This is a genomic window from Bacillus sp. RC242 (assembly GCF_044908245.1).
Taxonomy (GTDB): domain Bacteria; phylum Bacillota; class Bacilli; order Bacillales; family Bacillaceae_G; genus Bacillus_A; species Bacillus_A mycoides.
Window position 1 is genome coordinate 205,716 of record NZ_JBIYCZ010000002.1, and the last position, 18,061, is coordinate 223,776.

An 18,061-nucleotide genomic window follows, 5' to 3' on the forward strand; every position below is an offset into this window, starting at 1 on the left:
GAATACTAAAGTTGCTTCATTTGGGAGCCAAATAATGAAAATGAACCCTCATAATAAACATAACAAATAGAGTATTTGCATTTAAACTCTATAAAACTCAAATGTATTTTTTTCTAGACATATTGCTTCATCGGAATTTTTGATAATAATATCAAAACATTGACTGTATGGATGCATAAACACTTCGTACTGAATCCGACGTTCTGCATGAGACCGCCTTAAATAATTGATATCGGCTCCCCTTTCAGCAATATCGCGGCTAGACCTTCTCATTAATTCTGTTTCACCATCTGCATAGAAGTAAATTTTTAAATCAAATAAATCGGGATTAATAAATGCGACACTCATTCCTTCTACAATCATTAGTTGAATAACCTAAGGCTGCTTCGGTAGCCATTTTTTTGTACCAACTGGCAGTTTAGTTTTCAATATGTGAAAAGGGATTTCTAAGTGATTAATTGAATATATATTTATTGTTTACTAATTTTTGAGAGGCCCCATTATGGGAGATAAACTTTACTGTATTGCTATCAAGTTCTTAATGAAGAAAGACTAAGAGCTTCGCACGGTTCTGTAATAACTTATAGTAATGCTGTGACGGGATCTCCTGTTAGTGAGATAGGGTGTTTTTTAATTTATTTATCATAATAACGTACCACGAAATTGCAACTCTCGTCCTCAAGAATTATTTCTTTTGGGTGAAAGTTTTTTTATTATATAAGTTTCATTCTGTCATAATTTAAAGTTTTCGAGAGGAGAAATGATATGAATTCTATTTTATTAGATGTTCCGTTACAAATAGAAACAGACAGACTAATTCTTCGAGCACCACTTCAAGCTGGTGACGGGAATGTCGTACACCAAGCTATTAAGGATTCAATTAATGAGTTAAAACAATGGTTGCTTTTATTCCAGTCAATCCCTACTGTTGAAGAAACGGAAATTATCCTGAGAAATGCCCATATAGATTTTTTAAAAAGAGAAAGCTTTCGCTATCTTATCTATCATAAGGATACTAATGATTTTATTGGAACTGCTAGCCTTCACGGAATTAATTGGAAGATTTCTAAATGTGAAATTGGATACTGGATTAACACGCAATTTAGTGGCAATGGATATATGACAGAGGTAGTAAGTGAGTTAACAAACCTTGGATTTCAGTTACTCAAATTTAGAAGGATTGAAATAAGATGTGAATCTACTAACACTAAAAGTCGTATGATCCCTGAAAAATTAGGTTTTGGGCTTGAAGGGATATTACAGAATTTACGATACGGGAAAGCCCACGCAGGACTTTAGTCCGTCTTTAGACGTGGGATGAAAGCATCGTTTTTGCATAGCAAAACATGGTATACTTTATTCATAGTCATGCAAAAGACTCTAAAACGACTGTTCTCTGAAAATAGAATACATATGAGGTTGGGGTAGCCAATTCTTCTACTCCTTAAAATGTATTAAGTCGTCATGCAAAAGACGTAAAAACATTTGAGAACGAACAATCTGTACGGTATGGTCACAGTACCGTAGCCCACGAACCTATATGGTCTGTTGTGGGAGTGGTGATGGCACACCGCAATCTTGCACGTCAGCGATACCAGAAATGGACTTCGCCTTTGGTAGCAAGAATCCCACTGACGTTAGTCAGCTGGCCCCTTTAGGGGTGGGAGTGTAAAGTAATGAAGATCTTTCAGCTGACAGTAAAAAACTAACTGATACCTGCATCTATGCAAAGATAAATTAGATTAAAAGTTTAATACTCAATTGAGTATGTTTACACAGTTTATTCCCCTTCTAATCCGTTATTATGATTTGTTTAGAACTATAGTACATCAATATGTTTAAAATGAAATGTACTGAACTGGTATATTCTATTAAAACAAGAAGATTTACTTCTCATATTAATAACATCAGTATTATATGCAAATGTTACAATCATTTTATAAATAAATTACTTTATAAAGTTATAAAATTGGGACCGTACATATTAGACCTATCTAAAATGTACGGTCCTTTTGTTTACTAGTACTTATCTAACCTAAAGATAAGTATGTGGTCCTTTTACAATTTGAATTTCTTTGTAAGCTTCTTATATTTTCTATATGAACGTCTAACAATGTTTAACATGAAATACGGTACTTTAACAGGGAAAGGCAATTTATAAATGAAAGGCAAGTAAAAGGTGAAATATGCCTTTTCTAAGTCTCTCCACTTACTATCTTCTTTTGTTTTTAAGAAATCAGATACATCGACTACATATCCCCTTCCGTTTTCCATCATCACATTTTTTCCGTGAACATCACAAGGAGTTAATCCTTGCTCCCTTGCATACTCTATAGCTTCATTGATATCAAGGATTACCTGCTTAGGAATCTTAATCCCCTTATGAATAGCATCGTATAAGGTAATTTCTTTTAAACGTTTCAATACTATGAAATTTTCTCCTTTATACATAAGCTTCGAATAAGAAGGATGATTTCCGATTCTTCGGTATACTTCTGACTCTTTTTCAATTCCTTCTCCTTCTCGCGCGTAAACTTTCACTACCCAATCTTTGTATTCTTTGTGCATAAATACTGCGGCATAATTACCTGTCCCTAAACACTTCCAAAGTCTAGGAATATCTTTAACTACTATAGGCTCGAATTCATCCTCACTTCTTATGCTTACCTCTTTTAATAATTCGTCCTTTATCAATCTCACAAAACTATTTATACTCATCATTTCCACTCCGGTTTTGCTACAAGGGGTACTACCCCATACCCATCAAGTTAAAAAGTACCTTCTTTCCTAATACGAAAAAAATGAGCAGACTTCACTAAGTAACTAACTTTAGCGAAATAAAATTTTCATTTAGGGGGGTACTTCAAAACCTTAAAATGGATATTCTACGCAAATATATATTATTGATACAATAAGTTATGTTAACTTCACATGATTATATTATACAAAAACTCAGCAAATACCGTTACAAAAAGTGTACAAGCCATATCTACTCTCTCTAAATAGTTTATTGCGAATCTATTTTAAGGAGAATTCTTACATCACAATTTCATAAATCTAAGGTTTCAAACTATTCATTACGAAAAAAAGACCGTATTACTACGGTCTTTTTCTCGCTCTTATGCAAACACTATGACTGTGTAACTTTATTAGAAACAAGTAGTTTTTCAATACATATAGGTAACATGTCTAATAACGTTTCAAATGCATAATTTACGTCCAGACGCTCCGTCCATTGATGTGCATCTTTTCCTACTGGTCCCATATTTAATACTGGAACGTCAAACTCTTCTAATTCCTCTAGTGGAATCGAATAACCTTTATCCCATAATGGCATATTGTCTACGAGAGAACTCATTGAATCCAATGGGTTTTGTAAGCCCACATAGCTTAAATCTGAAATTCCGCCAAAATAATTTTGGTTTTCAAATGTAATGCTATGATTATAGTGGGCATACTTTTCCATTTCTACAACTACCTCTTTAATTAAAGGATTGTTGCGTGAACTCACAGCTGGATAGTATGGCGGTGCAAAGAAAAGTACAATCATTGGAGCCTTTTCTTTACATAAGATAGCTAATTTGTCTACTAAATCAATAGTTACCGCACGATCATCTTTATCTTCTCTATTTTTTATAATATCGGATTGAATTTCATCTATTTTTCCTTGCCCATGTTGTTCAATTGCATAAGCAATAAGCTCTTCATACGTTAATACATATACTTTAAGATTAGGCGGTATGAACGGATTATGCTTAGAAAAATGATACGCTCGCTCCTCATACGATTCTTCAATTTTCTCTGCTACTTTCGTTACTTTTTGGCGTAACAATGAAACTACATCTGTCATCGTTTTTTCTAGTAAAAACAAATTAAATAATGTGACTGCACGATGAGGAATTTGTACAGAATAATCCTCCTTTAAGTCTCTTTGAAGCAAGTTAGTTGGTGGAGGACTCGCTTCACCATCTACAATATCGCAAAGGTCAGTATTCAACTCTAATTCAGCTGTTAATAATGCAGCCATATAACTCCCATTTAATCCTGCAAAAGGTTCGCCTACATGTGTCTCTTTTCCATAGCAAAGGAAACCAGGTAACACCTTACCAATAGAACCAGTATAAATATACTTATTTTGGTCACCAGGATGCCTTGAAAACATAGACTCTGAATTTAGGACCGTTTTATACTCTAAGTCATGTTCTCTTGCTAAGTCTAATAATCTTGGAACAGCGGCTCTCATCCCTACAGAGTTCACTTCTTCATCTGGAACAGCCAATAAAAGAACATTCCCATCAAATCTTCCTTCACAAGCTTGCTCAACCATCGCCATTTGTAAGGCTAGACCACATTTCATGTCCATCGTTCCTCTACCAAAGAGCCAATCTCCTTGTTCAATATCTTCACGTACATGATCTGGTAGCTCATCTTTATGAGAATAAAACATAGATGTTAATTTTTTAGGGTTAAATGCATCTTCTTTCCACACTCCGTAATCTTGTACATCTACAACATCAAAGTGACTAACAAGAATTACAGTATTTTTTGTACTATCACTTTTCTTTACTAGAGCTGTAACAAAATATCGTCCATCCCCCGTCAGATTTTTTTGCAAATGATGCGGATTTTGTTTGAAATACTGTAAGTCAGATAGTTGTTCTACAACAAAGTCTGGCAATATAACTTCAGCTTCTGAACCTGTAATACTAGGAATTTCAACAAGATTGCTTAATAATTGAACCAATTGTTCTTTAGATTGCCACTTTGACATATAAATCCCCCTATTTTTCCGCATTATGAAATTCATTTCCAATATATGAATAAAAAATGACGACAGCTATCAAAATTATAATTTTGCCGTTTGGCAAGCTTATGGTTCTTTTTGTTTGCGGCAAAAATATGCTTCCAGGATTTGAAGAATATTTTTAATATCGCTTTTAAATAAAATCACTGTTTTTATTTAAAAGCGCGATGTTTTGCCCCTTTGGATCTGTTTATCTAAAGAGATGTTTTTATAGTGAAAAGAAGATCTGAACTGAAAGGCGGATTAAGAAACTGCTGAGTAGCAATAAAGTTACTCCACTAAAGGGCCAGATTGTTGAGGAACGTTTTCAGGAAATTAGATTATTCGAGTTTGAATATATCATTGAGATTATGAAGGTTTTTTACTTAAACTGACGGGGCAGTAATACTCAATTAAAAATAATGGTAAAGTTAGCGAAAAGAAGAAGGATTGAAAATTGTATAGATTCATTCATTGTAATACATTTTAAGTTTTTGTGTGGCGAGGTATTTGAGAAGTAAGAATGATTTCATCAAAAAAACATTGAAGCTCCAACGGGTTTTTATATGACTATTTTTCCAGACCCAATTTAACATCACAAATTACAAATAAACATTCTATACTTTTGGTTAGATTTTTTATATAGTTTGATTGACAGCAAAACCTAAGAAAAGGGGTGTTATTCATTGAGAATCACTTGTCACCTTGATCAATCTGATTTACAGGAGTATATGCAAAAAGTCTTTGATACCAGTTATTTGGTTTCTAGTGTAACGAAAATGCATGGCGGTGCACAAAAGGTAGTCTATAAGATTGATTGCAGCAATGGATTTTCCTGCGTTCTGTATGTTTGGGATCTTACCATGAATTATTTTCAAGAAGAAATAGCAAACCGAGATATACATGAGCACTCCTATAGTAGTGATTTATTTGAATTAAATAACAAGTATTTAATTCAACAAGGAATTCAAACTCCCCTTCTATATGATCTGAATAAGGAAAGAAACCGTCATCCTTATGATTATGCTCTCGTTGAATATGTAAATGGACAAAAGGCAGAAGTTTATTTTCAACATTCCGATTCATATGTTAAAGATAAAGTGTTTCAGCGGATAGGAGATATGCTGGCAGACATGCATGCCAACGAGAGACTTACTCATGGGAAAGTGAATCAAAGTGGGATCAACACGGAAAAATGTCATCACTTGCAAATGAAGAATGCAAAAAGAGATTTAGATTACGCATGCCAACATATTGACAGCATCAGGGCTAGTCATAGCAATCTACTCGATACATTGTACGAGCTTGAATCAAAAATTGAAACAAGAAGTCGTTATGGATTTATACATGGGGAACTCGGCCCCGATCATGTATTAATTAATAACAAACTAGAACCTTATTTGATTGATATCGAAGGAGCCGAGTTCTTTGATATTGAGTATGAGCACAGTTTTTTGCAGTTTCGATATGGGGATTATTATCGATATTTAAAGAATGATACTCTCGACCCCAACAGGATGTTATTCTATCGATTCCATCATCATATATCCTTAACTTCAGGCGGGTTGAGATTGCTTCACAGAGGATTTCCGAATCAACAATTTGCAAAAGATCTAACCGATTACCATTCCCGTTGTGCACTGCGTTTTATTGAAGGTTGAACTTATGTCATTAAAAATTTAAAGATAGACAGGAGTTAAATACAATGATAAAAGGTTTCGGAGGAATATTTTGGAGAACTAAAAATCTTGATGTTATAAAAAAATGGTACAGTGAAGTGTTGAAAATTGAAATAGAAAATTGGAACGGGACTGTGATTAAACCCGAATTAGGAACTGAGACTATCTTTTCTTTCTTCACTGAAAATGACAATTATTTCCCAACAGAACAACAAGTGATGTTGAATTTCCAAGTACATAATCTAAACGAGACTATTCAGCATCTTGAACATATTGGTGTACCTCTTGAAAAGAAAGAAGAGATTAATGAATTTGGAAAGTTTATTTGGATTAAAGATCCTGAAGGGCGATTGATCGAACTTTGGGAGAAATAGCCGGTTGTAATCATTTGCTATTAAGCTAACAGATGCTTTAGTTCAATAAGGTAAATAAAAAAAGTGCATCTCCGTTTATTAGACACAGTCTAACAATCGGAGGTGCACTTTTTTAATCTAAATTAATACTTTTAATAAAATCAAAATGATTTTCATCAGCTAATTTATCGATATAACCTGTTATATACAGATTTGCTTTAGATACTTCTGTATTCTTAAACTCAGAATAAAAATCAGGAGAAAATGATACTTCTAAAACAATACTATCCCCAGGTTTAATATTTAACTTATTACCTTTAGCTAACACTCTAAATGGATTTGTTGTTTGGCCAGAAACAGTAGGTGATTTAGGAAATGAAAACATAACATTATTTTATACAATAATATAATCGGTATTATTAGTCATTTTTATTTTATAAGATATTTCAGTGTTCATATTAAGATTTTTAGAAATTAATTCATACACTATTCCATTTTCAACATCTGCTTGTTTAAAAGTAATATTATTTTTACTAGAACAAGCACTCAAAATAAAAAACAAAACCAATATGATTATTCCATATTCTTTTTTCATTGATCTATTACCACCTATCAGTAAACACTATATCCTCTTTGGATTGTCATAACATTTGAAACGTACGTAACACTAGTAATACTCTAAAAGCTAGAATTAGAACCGATAATGACAGTAGCGTCCAGTTCCTTGTTTCTAGCGACTTTTGTGCTAAGCCCAGCACCAGCAAAGATTTCAAAGGCCCGGGGTGCCTGAACTTCGCTCGTCTCTATCAAAAGATGTCCATCCAAAGCTAACCAGAGTAAAGCATCTTCTGCTACTCTTCGCAGAATGTTAAGACCATCTTCTCCTCCGTCAAGCGTTACATTTGGTTCATATAGGCGTGCCTTCCGGGGGAGAAACTTTATTATTTCAGTAGGAACGTAAGGTACGTTCGCAACTAGGATATTTACATGGCCCTTAAGTGAGTCTGGTAGAGCTTTATACAAGTCACCTTCAAAAGCACGACCGCCAAAATTCGTTACATTGCGGCTAGCGCATTGTACTGCGATAGGGTCAATGTCAACAGAATACAATTCAACTCGTCCCAAAGCTGCTGCCAGTGCGGCACCCACCGCACCTGATTCACAACATAGATCAACAATGATATCGCTAGAACGCGACAGGACCTCTGTTTGATGAACAAGGAACTCGGTACGTTTACGCGGTACAAAAACGCCTCGATCCACTTCTATTCGTAGACCACAAAACTCCGTGTATCCAACAACGTATTCCAGAGGTAAACCGTTGACTCGCATTTCTACCATTTTCATAAGGTCCTCTGGAGTTAGTGCCTCTGACATAAGTAACCGGGTCTCATCTTCTGCAAAAACACAACCGGCACTTCGAAGCTTGCTAACTATATATTTTTCCATTTTCATATCCAAAAATAAATTTGTTTTATTCTCTATATTATCTCACCACTTTTGATAAAGTTTGTTTGTAATTCAGAGTTCGTTAAAAATAGCTAATATCCTTTTTCAATAATCTGATTCTTACATAAACTGTCATTTGATGGGCATATTCGTTCTATGACCATCTCTTTCCCTTGTATATAGAGCATTCTTTTCAATTTCTGTTTTCGTTTATATCTAATTAACAGAGATATAAACGAAAACACATATTTTTACACTATTTCGATTTATATATACAAACTATATTTTTAACGTTTTGGGCTATTTGCTTTGCTTAAGTTGATTTGCATAGATACTACCCCTCTTTGAAATATTTCAGTTCAAAATGAAATAACATTTCAACATAGACTATTAATCTACCTAGACATTATGACAACTACCTTAGATATCTGAATTTTCTATACATTAAAGGTTATCACCTAAACAACCTCGAATATTGTAATAAACATACATAACATAAGGAGGTTGATCTATTTTGTTTCGTTCATTTACAAATGGATGTGTTGCTCTTGTGCAGCGTTTCTTACCAGAACCGTTTATTTTATCATGTTTATTAACTGTTTTCGTTATCTTCTTCGGCATGTTTGCAACGCACCAAACACCGGTCGAAATGATTACACATTGGGGCAATGGAATTTGGGGACTTCTCGCCTTTTCTATGCAAATGGCTCTTGTACTCGTGACAGGATCTGCATTAGCAAACGCTCCTCTTATTAAAAAAGGATTAACGAGAGCAGCGAAATTACCGAAAACAAATGGACAAGGTATTATTGCTATTTCAATCGTAAGTTTACTAGGAGCATACATAAACTGGGGATTTGGTATTGTTGTATCGGTTTTATATGCAAAAGAAGTGGCCAGACAGTTAGAAGGATTAGATTATAGGTTAGCAATTGCTTCTTCCTACTCTGGATTTCTCATTTGGCATGCAGGCCTTTCTGCTTCTATCCCTCTTACGTTAGCAACAGGAGGCGAAACGTTAATCAAAACGACCGCTGGGAGTATTAAAGAAGCGATTCCAATAACAGAAACGTTATTCTCGCCATACGCTCTCGTTCCGGTTATTATCTTTCTCGTTACGATGCCTCTTATTAACCGAGCAATGCATCCAGATGAAAAGCATACAATTACTGTAGACCCTATCGTGTTCCATGAAGAGGCTGCCGCTCAAGAAGTGGAGCAAAATACGTTCGCTGAAAAAATGGAAAATAGCATAATTATTACACTTTGTATTGGATTATTAGGTCTTATTTATATTTTCAACTACTTTTATACGAAAGGCTTTAACCTTACACTTGATATCGTTATTTTCATGTTATTGATTGCGGGTCTTATTTTCCACCGTACTCCGATTCAATATATTCGCGCTTTCTCTGACTCAACTAAGAGTGCTTCAGGCATTTTACTTCAGTTTCCGTTCTATGCTGGAATTATGGGGATGATGATTGGAGTAAATAGTGAAGGGCTTTCGCTTGGAGGAGCTATTTCTACTTTCTTTATTAGCATTTCAAATGAAACCACATTCCCGCTCTTTACATTTTTAAGTGCTGGCATTGTAAATATTTTCGTTCCATCTGGAGGCGGTCAATGGGCAGTGCAAGCACCAATTATGATTCCAGCTGGCGCTGAACTTGGTGTACCTGCCGCGAAAACAGCGATGGCAATTGCATGGGGCGATGCTTGGACAAATTTAATTCAACCTTTCTGGGCATTACCGGCATTAGCGATAGCTGGTTTAGGCGCGCGTGATATTATGGGATTTTGTGTTGTTAACTTACTATATGCAGGATTTATCATTAGTCTATGTTTCTTATTTATTTAAACGAAAAGCTAGTTTTATACTAGCTTTTTTATATAATAAATCATTCGTTATCTATACAGCTTATTACCTTCCTCCACTCTACCTCTGCATGATTTAATGCTTCATATGTAAACAAATCTTCACATACTTTTTCAATCATATGAGGATTGTTCTTAAGGAAATTCCACTGCAATACTTTAGGAAGAAAATATGTTCCATATTCTTTACTTCCCTTTATTACCTCATCAACTTCTCTTTCACAAATCCCTCTTATTAAATAATCATTTCTTAATTGTATCTGAATTTGTTTTAACGTTTCACTACACTTCTTCAATTGGACTAAACACTTAATATACGTACGAAAAAGTTCGTCATCATACTTACAGCACTTTATAATACGATCGATTTCATTCATAATGTACGAGCCGCTTCTTCTATTTGTAACAGCCATTTTTCACGCTTCGTTACTTTACTCGTTTTCACAGATTGAAAAGCAGAACGTTTTATATTGCGAATACCACAAAAACGCAAAACCCCTCTTTTCATCATAATCCAATCCGCTGATCGATATAATAGTGCTACGTACCATAACGGTGAGTCTAACGTATTAATAACCCACGCCTTCTTACCTTTAAATAAGCCTTTCGGTAATGCCCCCTCATATTTATAAGCAAATCCAGCTACAAAAATACGATCGATAAATCCTTTTAAAATAGCAGGCATGCCCCACCACCATATCGGATATATGAAAAGAAGAATATCCGCCTTCTGCACTAATTCTCTATATCGCTTCGTCTCTTCTTCATTTAGTAAATCACGTCTTTTCTTCTCTTCATTAAATACAAGCACTGGATCAAATTGTTCTTTATATAAATCAAGTAGCGTAACAGAATGATTTGTTTCCTCAAGTCCTTTTTGCACATGCTCTAAAATTACCCCATTAAAGCTTGAAGGATTAGGATGAGCGTATATAATTAGTACGTTCACTACAAAACAACTCCCTCTTTAGTTAAAGTTTCCCCTTCTTTAACATCTTCTCTACGATTTGCACATTTTTCGAACTTTGTAACAAACGATTTAATACTGTTAGTAACTCTTCTTTTTCTAAACCGTTCAGTTTCTCTTTAACCGTACTCTCACCAGCACCTTGAATTTCATACACAACTGCCGCCATATGTTTACAATAATTTTCGTACGGACACTCGCAACTACTTTCTGCAAAATCTTCAAGATCAATAACCACTTCATAATTTCCTGCATTACCAGTCACAAAAGCAAATACTTTATTATCATGTACTTCAACATCTTCTACATGTCCCTCTTCATAATATTCATAACCTCTATCAACAATATATTTCGGAATATACCTATGTAGTTCTTTTAATAAATATGCGTACATAACAACACCTCTTCCTTTAATTCCCTTTTGACTTCCAAAATCCTGCATGTTATTCTAATAACTGTCAAGTAGCGAGTCTACGTGACAAAACGACTGACACCTATTCGGCGGAGGTGTCTCTTTTCATTTGCAGCCGATATGAAGTGCCTCTTTCAGGCACATTCAATCTTTGACACTACACACTCAACACCATTCCCTTGTATCAGGCTGCTTTAGCAGTCTTTTACGCTACATACTTCAAAAAAAAGAGAGCTCAGCTCCCTTTTCCCGCCTTATAAAATACCCCTTTTTCAGCATAGCGATATTCATCATCAGCTAAAGTAATTTTCCCATCCAGTTTGAGTTCATCTAATAGTCTTGATAAATAAAATTGATGTAACATTTTTTTAGTGAATTTTCCTTCATGATGCGAAACGATATGTTCTTGAATATCTAACAATGATATTGGCTTATCTTGCTCTATCATATATTCATAAACTGTACTACGCAGTTTTACGTATTTTTCGAGTGTCACAGTACTTCGCAACCCCTTTCTTCTTAATATAAATTTTCGTAATCGGTTTTTTTGCAACAAAAAAACCTCTCCGATAAGAAGAAGTTACGTATATCTTCGTCTTATCTCCCAGAACAAATATGTTCTGCTGGAATTAGCACCTGCATCGCGGTTGCTGGGTTTCATCGGGCCAGTCCCTCCACCTCTCTGGATAAGAAAATATTCACTTTAAATTTAACTATACGTAATTTTATTATAATTGTCAAATAAATATAAAAAATTATATTTTCTTATTTATTGTTCATACTACAAAAAGATGTACAAAAGGAGGCTACTACTTTGAAAAAGAATGCTCGTGGATACGTACAAGATTCTTTTCATTCCTTACAAGAAGCGAAACATTGTTTAGAAGATGCATTACAGACTGTTGAAGAAGATTTTAATCGCGCACGTATTGAACAATCCCTTTACGCTGTAGAGCAAGCTCTTCAACGTTGCGATTACACCGTTCACATTTTAGAACAAGAATGAAAACTTCCCATCAAAAGATGGGAAGTTTTTTTCAAATGGCATACTTCATCATTATTACCGTTATTATTAAAAAATATACAGAATTAACAATTTCTAAAATCCCTACTTTTAATATAGAAATCTTTTTGCCATACAACATAATGGCCCGAATTACACTTGGTACAAATATGAGTGAACACCATGGATTTATAGCAAATACAATTACCGTTAATACAATATGGTATCCCCAAGATATAAAACGATACTTCGGATTGTTTTTTTCACGAATCATCGTTTTCACATAAAACGTACTTCCTAAAAAATATAGAAATGAAATAAGCGCAATGAATAATGCTGTTTTATCTATGAATTTCACGGAGAAATAATAACTGATTAAGCCGCCTATACAAAACACTATAATCGCACAAATATCATTTAGTAATGCTCGTTCATTTTTTTGACGAGCGTAATACATATTTACAATAAACAATGGAATCATTAATACTGCGAATAAAAGAATTCGCCATTCATATAATAAAGAAATCATCCCAAATATAAATGCAATGATAAAATAAACAATTGCAGCGTGTAGAAATTCTTTTTTTCGTCTTTGCCTTATGTACATGAGAAATGGATAAGTGGCTAGATAGATAAAGAACCAGGCTAAAAACAGTGGGATATGATAAAAAGTAGGTTTACCAAGTAATACACTTAATAGAAATGGTATGACAAGCATCGCCCATGCTCCATGTTGCTTCGGAATAACTAACTTCATTAACTATACACCTCCCTCTTGAAAATAATTCTCACCTACTATTATACAAATAATTTCATATAATAACGGATATATATTGAATCTATTTTTTGACAATAAAAAATGCTTCTTACAATATGTAAGAAGCATGAAAGAGGCAAACGAATATGTAAGTCGCGACCCTACCTTATATGAGTATGCTTTTCTATGTCACGTTATGCTCATCTAATATACCGTATTTCTTTTTAAATCTTGTGAGGATCGTAATCCATGACGTACTAAATAACAGAAGGAAAATAACATTCGATATCGCATGACTAAGATCGAAAGAAAAACTTGCGACATAGTAAGCAATAACTGTTTCCCACGTTGCTTCCTGTATAAAACCAAGAAGACCCCAAAAATTCATAATCCAGCCAAATAGAAATCCAACGGCAAATCCGTACAACAGTCTTCCCCACAGTTTTTTCATTAAAAATGTATTACGTAATAGTCCAGCTATAAACCCGATCATGCCCCAAGAGAACATTTGCCACGGAGTCCACGGACCTTGTCCTAAAAAAATATTAGATACAATGGCAGCCGTTGCCCCAATCATAAAGCCAGTTTCACTTCCAAAAACAATTGCAGAAACGATAATGACAAAAGAAGTCGGTTGTACACTTGGTAAAATAGAAAATGGTACCCGGCTAACCGCTGCAATCGCCGCTAACACAGCAACGATAACAATTTCACGTGAAACAAACGCCTTCCTTTCAAAACGAATATAGAAAGGTAACATAATGACAGCTAATAAAAACAAACTACTTACCATGTAATACCCGTCCATAATAAAAGTCGTAAAGAGTAGTGTACATATTACAACGGCAAAAATAAATATTATAAATGCAACATATCGTTTGGACACGCTTCGTACACATCCTCCCACGTTAATGCAAACGGCAACTCTCTACGGATGAATCGATTAATAGATGTTGTATAAAAGAAGTTACCACTAAAGAACTCTTTCGGTGCATCATTCATAATGACTTTCCCGTCAAATAACATCATACATTGATCAACGTATTTCGCTGCAAACTCAATATCGTGCGTTGCCATTACAATAGTTGTACCTTCTTTTTGCAACTGTTTAAATAGCTCTCCAACTCTTTCCTTTTTCCATGGATCTAGTCCCTTTGTCGGCTCATCCAGTAATAATAAAGTTGGCTTTGACAATAAAGTTGTACATAATGCGAGTAGTTGTTGCTCTCCCCCGCTACAATCATGTGGATGGCGCTCTTTAAGTGAATCTAACCAGAACTTTTTCAACATTTCTTCTGCTATTACTTTTCCCTCTTCTCCATATAATTCACGCGCGCGCTCATAAACCTCTTCCCACACTGTATCAAATGTAAAATGATAATACGGGTGTTGTGATACGTACCCTATACTTTTAAATCGTTCTTTCGAATCAATTTTATGTATCATTTTTCCATTCCACTTTACCTTACCTCTTCTAGCTTTTTGCAATCCTACTAAAATCGTTAACAGCGTAGACTTCCCGGTTCCGTTTTTCCCAACTAGAGCTGTCCATTTTCCCTTTTCGATGTTCACTGTTAAATCGCGTAAAATAAGTGGACTACTTTTTTCATATTGAAAAGATATATGTTCTGCACTTAAAATTACTTCTTGCTTTTCACATTGTTCTACTTGCCCATTCCTATATGATATCGCTGAAAAATCATTCATTTTCATTTGTGCTTCTCGCACTGTAAATGGAATCTCTTTCACATTCCACTCTAAAAACAATCTTGGAATTTGCGGAATGAATGGACGAAACTTTTCTACTTCCCACATGTTCGCTATCACACTTTTAGAAGTACCATCATAAATGATTCTGCCATTATCCATACAAACAACGCGTGTTGCGAGCGGTATAACTTCATCTAAACGATGTTCACTTAAAATAATCGTAATTCCAAGTTCTTCATTAATACGCTTTAACAATCCTAAAAACTCTTTCGCAGCAATCGGATCTAGCTGCGCTGTCGGTTCATCCAGTAATAGTAGCTTCGGCTGCATAACTAATACTGCTGCTAAATTTACTAGTTGTTTTTGACCACCAGATAACGTATGAACAGATTGGTGCAATAAATCTTGAAATCCTAAAAAGCTAAGGAGTTCCGCTATTCTTTTTTGAATAATATGTGATGGTAACCCAATATTTTCTAAAGAGAATGCTAGTTCTTGAATAACTGTATCCATTACGAGCTGATTTTCTGGATTTTGAAATACCATACCAATTTCTTGTGCAGATAATAAATCTGGTACATCTTCTAATAAAGCACCATCGTAATATGTATGCCCAGAACGCGTGCCAATTGGAAGTAACTCCTTTTTAAAATGTTTCAATAAAGTTGTCTTCCCAGAGCCGGAACCGCCAGCAAGTACTATAAATTCTCCTTTTTGAATAGAAAGAGAAATATGCTGTAACGCTTCTTCATTTTCATCAGTATATATAAATGATAATTTTTTTATTTCTGCATGCGCCACCATATCCATTCCGATACGATAAACTTAACTAAATCTATACAATTTAATCAAATTTACACAAGTTAGTGCTTCATCGTGTTCTCGCAACCCCGAAGGGACGAGGGGTATAACACTCCACACGAGGCAGTATCGTTACCTCCTATTATCAAGCATTTATTTTACCCATCTTGATAAATTTATCGAAGCATTTACATCCCTATCGTGATGGCTATTGCACCCAACACAACACCACTCACGTATTTTTAAACTCCACTGTCCTTCTGGTTGAACTGAATGGTCGTATTTTACTCCACAACTTGAGCAAATCTTGCTTGAGGCGAACCATTTATCAGCTTTTACATACTCAATGCCATACTTCTCACACTTGTATGATAAACATTGAAAGAAGAAGTTTAATTTTTGAAATGAAAATGCTTTCGATAGTTTTTTGTTTTTTAACAGGTTTGAGATATATAAGTCTTCCACAACAATCCTCATTGGTTTGGTTTTCACCAATTTAGCTGTTGCTTGATGGATATGGTTATTTCGGATATTCGTAATTTTCCTAGATAACCGAAGGTGCTCAGTTTTAGCTTTTTCATATCCGGCATATTGAAATTTCACACCTTTTTTAGATCTCCTAGACATATCTCTTTGCGCTGACTTTTTCCTTTTCAAAAGTTTTTTAACCTTAGCATCTTTGTTTATATTTCGTTCTTTCGTACCATTAGAAGCTACAAACAACTCTTTTAAACCAACGTCCACACCAATCGACTCATTGGTTAGTTCTTGTGGTTCGAATTCTTCTTTGAACCCTACACTAATCCACCAGTGACGACCATCAAATGTAACTCTTGGATTTGATGGTTTTTTGTTTCTTGGTAGTTGTTGGCTTGTTTTCACTTCTCCAATAGACTGAATATCAACTACTTTCTTTCCTATAATCAGTCTTTCATAACTGGCATAAAATCCTTGGATTAAATCTTTTTTGGTTTTATAAGAAGTGTGATAGCCATTTTTGTACTTTTTGAACGAATTTTTTCGCGCCTTGTCAAAATCTTTTGAAGCCTGTTTGGGAACTTGTGCGTTGATGTCATTTAACCACTCATATCGCTTTCGCTTCTTGATCTTTGTAAATCATTTCTGTAAATCTAACTGTGAAACAGATTTTCCAAATAGCTTATAATATCTATCACTCATTCTTTTACAATAGTTATAAGCAAACCTTGAAGCTCCAGCATGATTTCGAAGCACTTTTTCTTGTTCAGGCGTTGGAATCAGTCTGACTTTCTTCGCCAATATCATCAGAAGTCAACTCCTTGATTATCTGTTTGGTCTTTTTAGAGCGCTTGCCTTGAAGTTTACAACTAAATACTGTAATGATTTGAACAAGGTCTTCTACGACCTCCTGTTCTTCTGTTTTAGCAGTATTGTCAATTACTTCAATCGCTGTTCCATGTAGTTGACAGATCTTTTCAACCAACTCATAACCGAACCTCACAAGTCTATCTTTGTGCATGACAACAATTTTTTCAACCTCATTGTTCTCAATGCGTTCAATTAACTTGTTAAAGCCTTTTTTCTTATAGTTGATTCCAGAACCAATATCTTCGATAATTTCAAATTGATAACCTCGCGCGATAAGATAATTGCTTCATTCTATCGACTTGTCTTTCTAGGTCGTTTTTTTGACTCGAAGAACTGACTCTACAATAGCCAATTACTGTGCGATTATTTGGGCGCTCCCCTTTTAGATAATGAAAGATTTGTTCTTCTGAATAGTAGCGTGTTCCACCAGCAGTCACCTTTTCAGGTACTAATTCACCGCTTTTGTGCATTCTCCTAAGACTACTAGGATGCAAACCTGTTAATTCCGATACTTGACTAACTCGTAAAAATTTCATTATTATTCTCACCTCATTGGATTCACCATAGAACATACGTTCAGTAGATTCAACGAGATTTGATAGATTTAATTAAATTTATCTTGTTCAACTAAGGGCGCAAGTCCTTAGCCAGTTCTCTTATGAACTTCTCATGTTTTCACATGAGCGCAGACTATATGTTTATCTCTTTAGAGATAGAGGATTTTTCCATCACCATAGGCTTGTGATGTACTCTCGTCAGTTATACGAGATAGTCGTTGAACGTTCATCTTATCAATTTTAACTTAGATGATTCGATGCGGAAGACCCATTGTTCTAGTGTTTAGGATTTAACCTTGCACCATCTGATTGATTTTTTCTGCTTTCGCAACATTCACGCTCACCATTTCTAGCCACGTTGTAGT

At 34.8% G+C, this 18,061-nt stretch carries 15 protein-coding genes, 4 pseudogenes and 1 riboswitch; of the genes and pseudogenes, 5 read left to right on the plus strand and 14 right to left on the minus strand.

Annotation, left to right across the window (positions count from 1 at the left end):
* Positions 1-81 precede the first annotated feature (81 nt).
* Positions 82-369: pseudogene (locus ABH957_RS04790) on the minus strand (uridine kinase); the annotation flags it as partial.
* A gap of 396 nt (positions 370-765) precedes the next feature.
* Between ABH957_RS04790 and ABH957_RS04795 the strand changes: the two are divergent.
* Positions 766-1,299 carry a GNAT family N-acetyltransferase gene (locus ABH957_RS04795; RefSeq protein WP_404453081.1) on the plus strand — a complete coding sequence of 178 codons (534 nt, stop codon included), beginning with the start codon at positions 766-768 and terminating at the stop codon, positions 1,297-1,299.
* Positions 1,300-2,058: 759 nt separating this feature from the next.
* Here the strand turns inward: ABH957_RS04795 and ABH957_RS04800 are convergent.
* Together ABH957_RS04800 and ABH957_RS04805 are read right to left on the minus strand one after the other, a co-directional pair.
* A complete protein-coding gene (locus ABH957_RS04800) occupies positions 2,059-2,727 on the minus strand; it encodes a protein kinase family protein (protein ID WP_219375737.1) in 669 nt (222 codons plus the stop codon).
* A 403-nt stretch (positions 2,728-3,130) separates the two neighbouring features.
* Entirely contained in the window at positions 3,131-4,771 is a 1,641-nt protein-coding gene (locus ABH957_RS04805) for a M20/M25/M40 family metallo-hydrolase (RefSeq protein ID WP_404510693.1), read from the minus strand.
* A 743-nt stretch (positions 4,772-5,514) separates the two neighbouring features.
* On the opposite strand from ABH957_RS04805, the gene ABH957_RS04810 reads away from it, so the two are divergent.
* Together ABH957_RS04810 and ABH957_RS04815 are read left to right on the plus strand one after the other, a co-directional pair.
* Positions 5,515-6,444 carry a phosphotransferase gene (locus ABH957_RS04810; protein ID WP_404510822.1) on the plus strand — a complete coding sequence of 310 codons (930 nt, stop codon included), beginning with the start codon at positions 5,515-5,517 and terminating at the stop codon, positions 6,442-6,444.
* Between the two features lie 44 nt (positions 6,445-6,488).
* Positions 6,489-6,836, plus strand: coding sequence for a VOC family protein (locus ABH957_RS04815; protein ID WP_404448583.1), 348 nt, complete (start codon positions 6,489-6,491; stop codon positions 6,834-6,836).
* Between the two features lie 112 nt (positions 6,837-6,948).
* Here ABH957_RS04815 and ABH957_RS04820 read toward each other — a convergent pair.
* Positions 6,949-7,410 (minus strand): annotated as a pseudogene (locus ABH957_RS04820) (hypothetical protein).
* Positions 7,411-7,493: 83 nt separating this feature from the next.
* Positions 7,494-8,264 carry a putative protein N(5)-glutamine methyltransferase gene (locus tag ABH957_RS04825; RefSeq protein ID WP_404453076.1) on the minus strand — a complete coding sequence of 257 codons (771 nt, stop codon included), beginning with the start codon at positions 8,262-8,264 and terminating at the stop codon, positions 7,494-7,496.
* Between the two features lie 514 nt (positions 8,265-8,778).
* Between ABH957_RS04825 and ABH957_RS04830 the strand changes: the two genes are divergently transcribed.
* A complete protein-coding gene (locus ABH957_RS04830; protein ID WP_404453074.1) occupies positions 8,779-10,125 on the plus strand; it encodes a short-chain fatty acid transporter in 1,347 nt (448 codons plus the stop codon).
* A 40-nt stretch (positions 10,126-10,165) separates the two neighbouring features.
* On the opposite strand, the gene ABH957_RS04835 is transcribed toward ABH957_RS04830, so the two are convergent.
* From ABH957_RS04835 to ABH957_RS04850, 4 genes are all read right to left on the minus strand, one after another.
* Positions 10,166-10,519 carry a group-specific protein gene (locus tag ABH957_RS04835; RefSeq protein ID WP_404453072.1) on the minus strand — a complete coding sequence of 118 codons (354 nt, stop codon included), beginning with the start codon at positions 10,517-10,519 and terminating at the stop codon, positions 10,166-10,168.
* Positions 10,516-11,091: an NAD(P)H-dependent oxidoreductase gene (locus tag ABH957_RS04840; RefSeq protein ID WP_404448577.1), complete on the minus strand. Its 576-nt coding sequence runs from the start codon at positions 11,089-11,091 to the stop codon at positions 10,516-10,518. Before ABH957_RS04840 ends, ABH957_RS04835 begins: the two co-directional genes overlap by 4 nt.
* Positions 11,092-11,113: 22 nt before the next feature.
* A complete protein-coding gene (locus ABH957_RS04845) occupies positions 11,114-11,503 on the minus strand; it encodes an SWIM zinc finger family protein (protein ID WP_002165383.1) in 390 nt (129 codons plus the stop codon).
* A gap of 253 nt (positions 11,504-11,756) precedes the next feature.
* The gene (locus ABH957_RS04850; protein WP_002084449.1) at positions 11,757-12,077 is read right to left on the minus strand and encodes a hypothetical protein; all 321 of its coding nucleotides are present in this window, start codon (positions 12,075-12,077) and stop codon (positions 11,757-11,759) included.
* Between the two features lie 38 nt (positions 12,078-12,115).
* Positions 12,116-12,214: riboswitch (SAM riboswitch) on the minus strand.
* Between the two features lie 121 nt (positions 12,215-12,335).
* Here ABH957_RS04850 and ABH957_RS04855 point away from each other — a divergent pair.
* The gene (locus ABH957_RS04855) at positions 12,336-12,527 is read left to right on the plus strand and encodes a hypothetical protein (RefSeq protein WP_002084448.1); all 192 of its coding nucleotides are present in this window, start codon (positions 12,336-12,338) and stop codon (positions 12,525-12,527) included.
* Positions 12,528-12,558: 31 nt separating this feature from the next.
* Here the strand turns inward: ABH957_RS04855 and ABH957_RS04860 are convergent, their stop codons facing one another.
* From ABH957_RS04860 to ABH957_RS04880, 5 genes and pseudogenes are all read right to left on the minus strand, one after another.
* Positions 12,559-13,281, minus strand: coding sequence for a YwiC-like family protein (locus ABH957_RS04860; RefSeq protein ID WP_404453070.1), 723 nt, complete (start codon positions 13,279-13,281; stop codon positions 12,559-12,561).
* Positions 13,282-13,465: 184 nt separating this feature from the next.
* A complete protein-coding gene (locus ABH957_RS04865) occupies positions 13,466-14,167 on the minus strand; it encodes an ECF transporter S component (RefSeq protein ID WP_002165382.1) in 702 nt (233 codons plus the stop codon).
* Positions 14,140-15,801, minus strand: a complete 1,662-nt coding sequence (locus ABH957_RS04870; protein WP_404453068.1) for an ABC transporter ATP-binding protein — start codon at positions 15,799-15,801, stop codon at positions 14,140-14,142. The genes ABH957_RS04865 and ABH957_RS04870 overlap by 28 nt, the downstream gene beginning before the upstream one ends.
* Positions 15,802-15,945: 144 nt before the next feature.
* Positions 15,946-17,076, minus strand: a pseudogene (locus ABH957_RS04875) (RNA-guided endonuclease InsQ/TnpB family protein).
* Positions 17,036-17,675 (minus strand): annotated as a pseudogene (locus tag ABH957_RS04880) (IS607 family transposase). The pseudogenes ABH957_RS04875 and ABH957_RS04880 overlap by 41 nt, the downstream one beginning before the upstream one ends.
* Positions 17,676-18,061: the final 386 nt, after the last annotated feature.

Bases quoted from the DNA above. Each gene is read 5' to 3' on its own strand.
- ABH957_RS04795 (WP_404453081.1), top strand. From the start codon at position 766: ATGAATTCTATTTTATTAGATGTTCCGTTACAAATAGAAACAGACAGA.
- ABH957_RS04805 (WP_404510693.1), bottom strand. From the start codon at position 4,771: ATGTCAAAGTGGCAATCTAAAGAACAATTGGTTCAATTATTAAGCAAT.
- ABH957_RS04810 (WP_404510822.1), top strand. From the start codon at position 5,515: ATGCAAAAAGTCTTTGATACCAGTTATTTGGTTTCTAGTGTAACGAAA.
- ABH957_RS04815 (WP_404448583.1), top strand. From the start codon at position 6,489: ATGATAAAAGGTTTCGGAGGAATATTTTGGAGAACTAAAAATCTTGAT.
- ABH957_RS04825 (WP_404453076.1), bottom strand. From the start codon at position 8,264: ATGGAAAAATATATAGTTAGCAAGCTTCGAAGTGCCGGTTGTGTTTTT.
- ABH957_RS04835 (WP_404453072.1), bottom strand. From the start codon at position 10,519: ATGAATGAAATCGATCGTATTATAAAGTGCTGTAAGTATGATGACGAA.
- ABH957_RS04845 (WP_002165383.1), bottom strand. From the start codon at position 11,503: ATGTACGCATATTTATTAAAAGAACTACATAGGTATATTCCGAAATAT.
- ABH957_RS04860 (WP_404453070.1), bottom strand. From the start codon at position 13,281: ATGAAGTTAGTTATTCCGAAGCAACATGGAGCATGGGCGATGCTTGTC.
- ABH957_RS04870 (WP_404453068.1), bottom strand. From the start codon at position 15,801: ATGGATATGGTGGCGCATGCAGAAATAAAAAAATTATCATTTATATAT.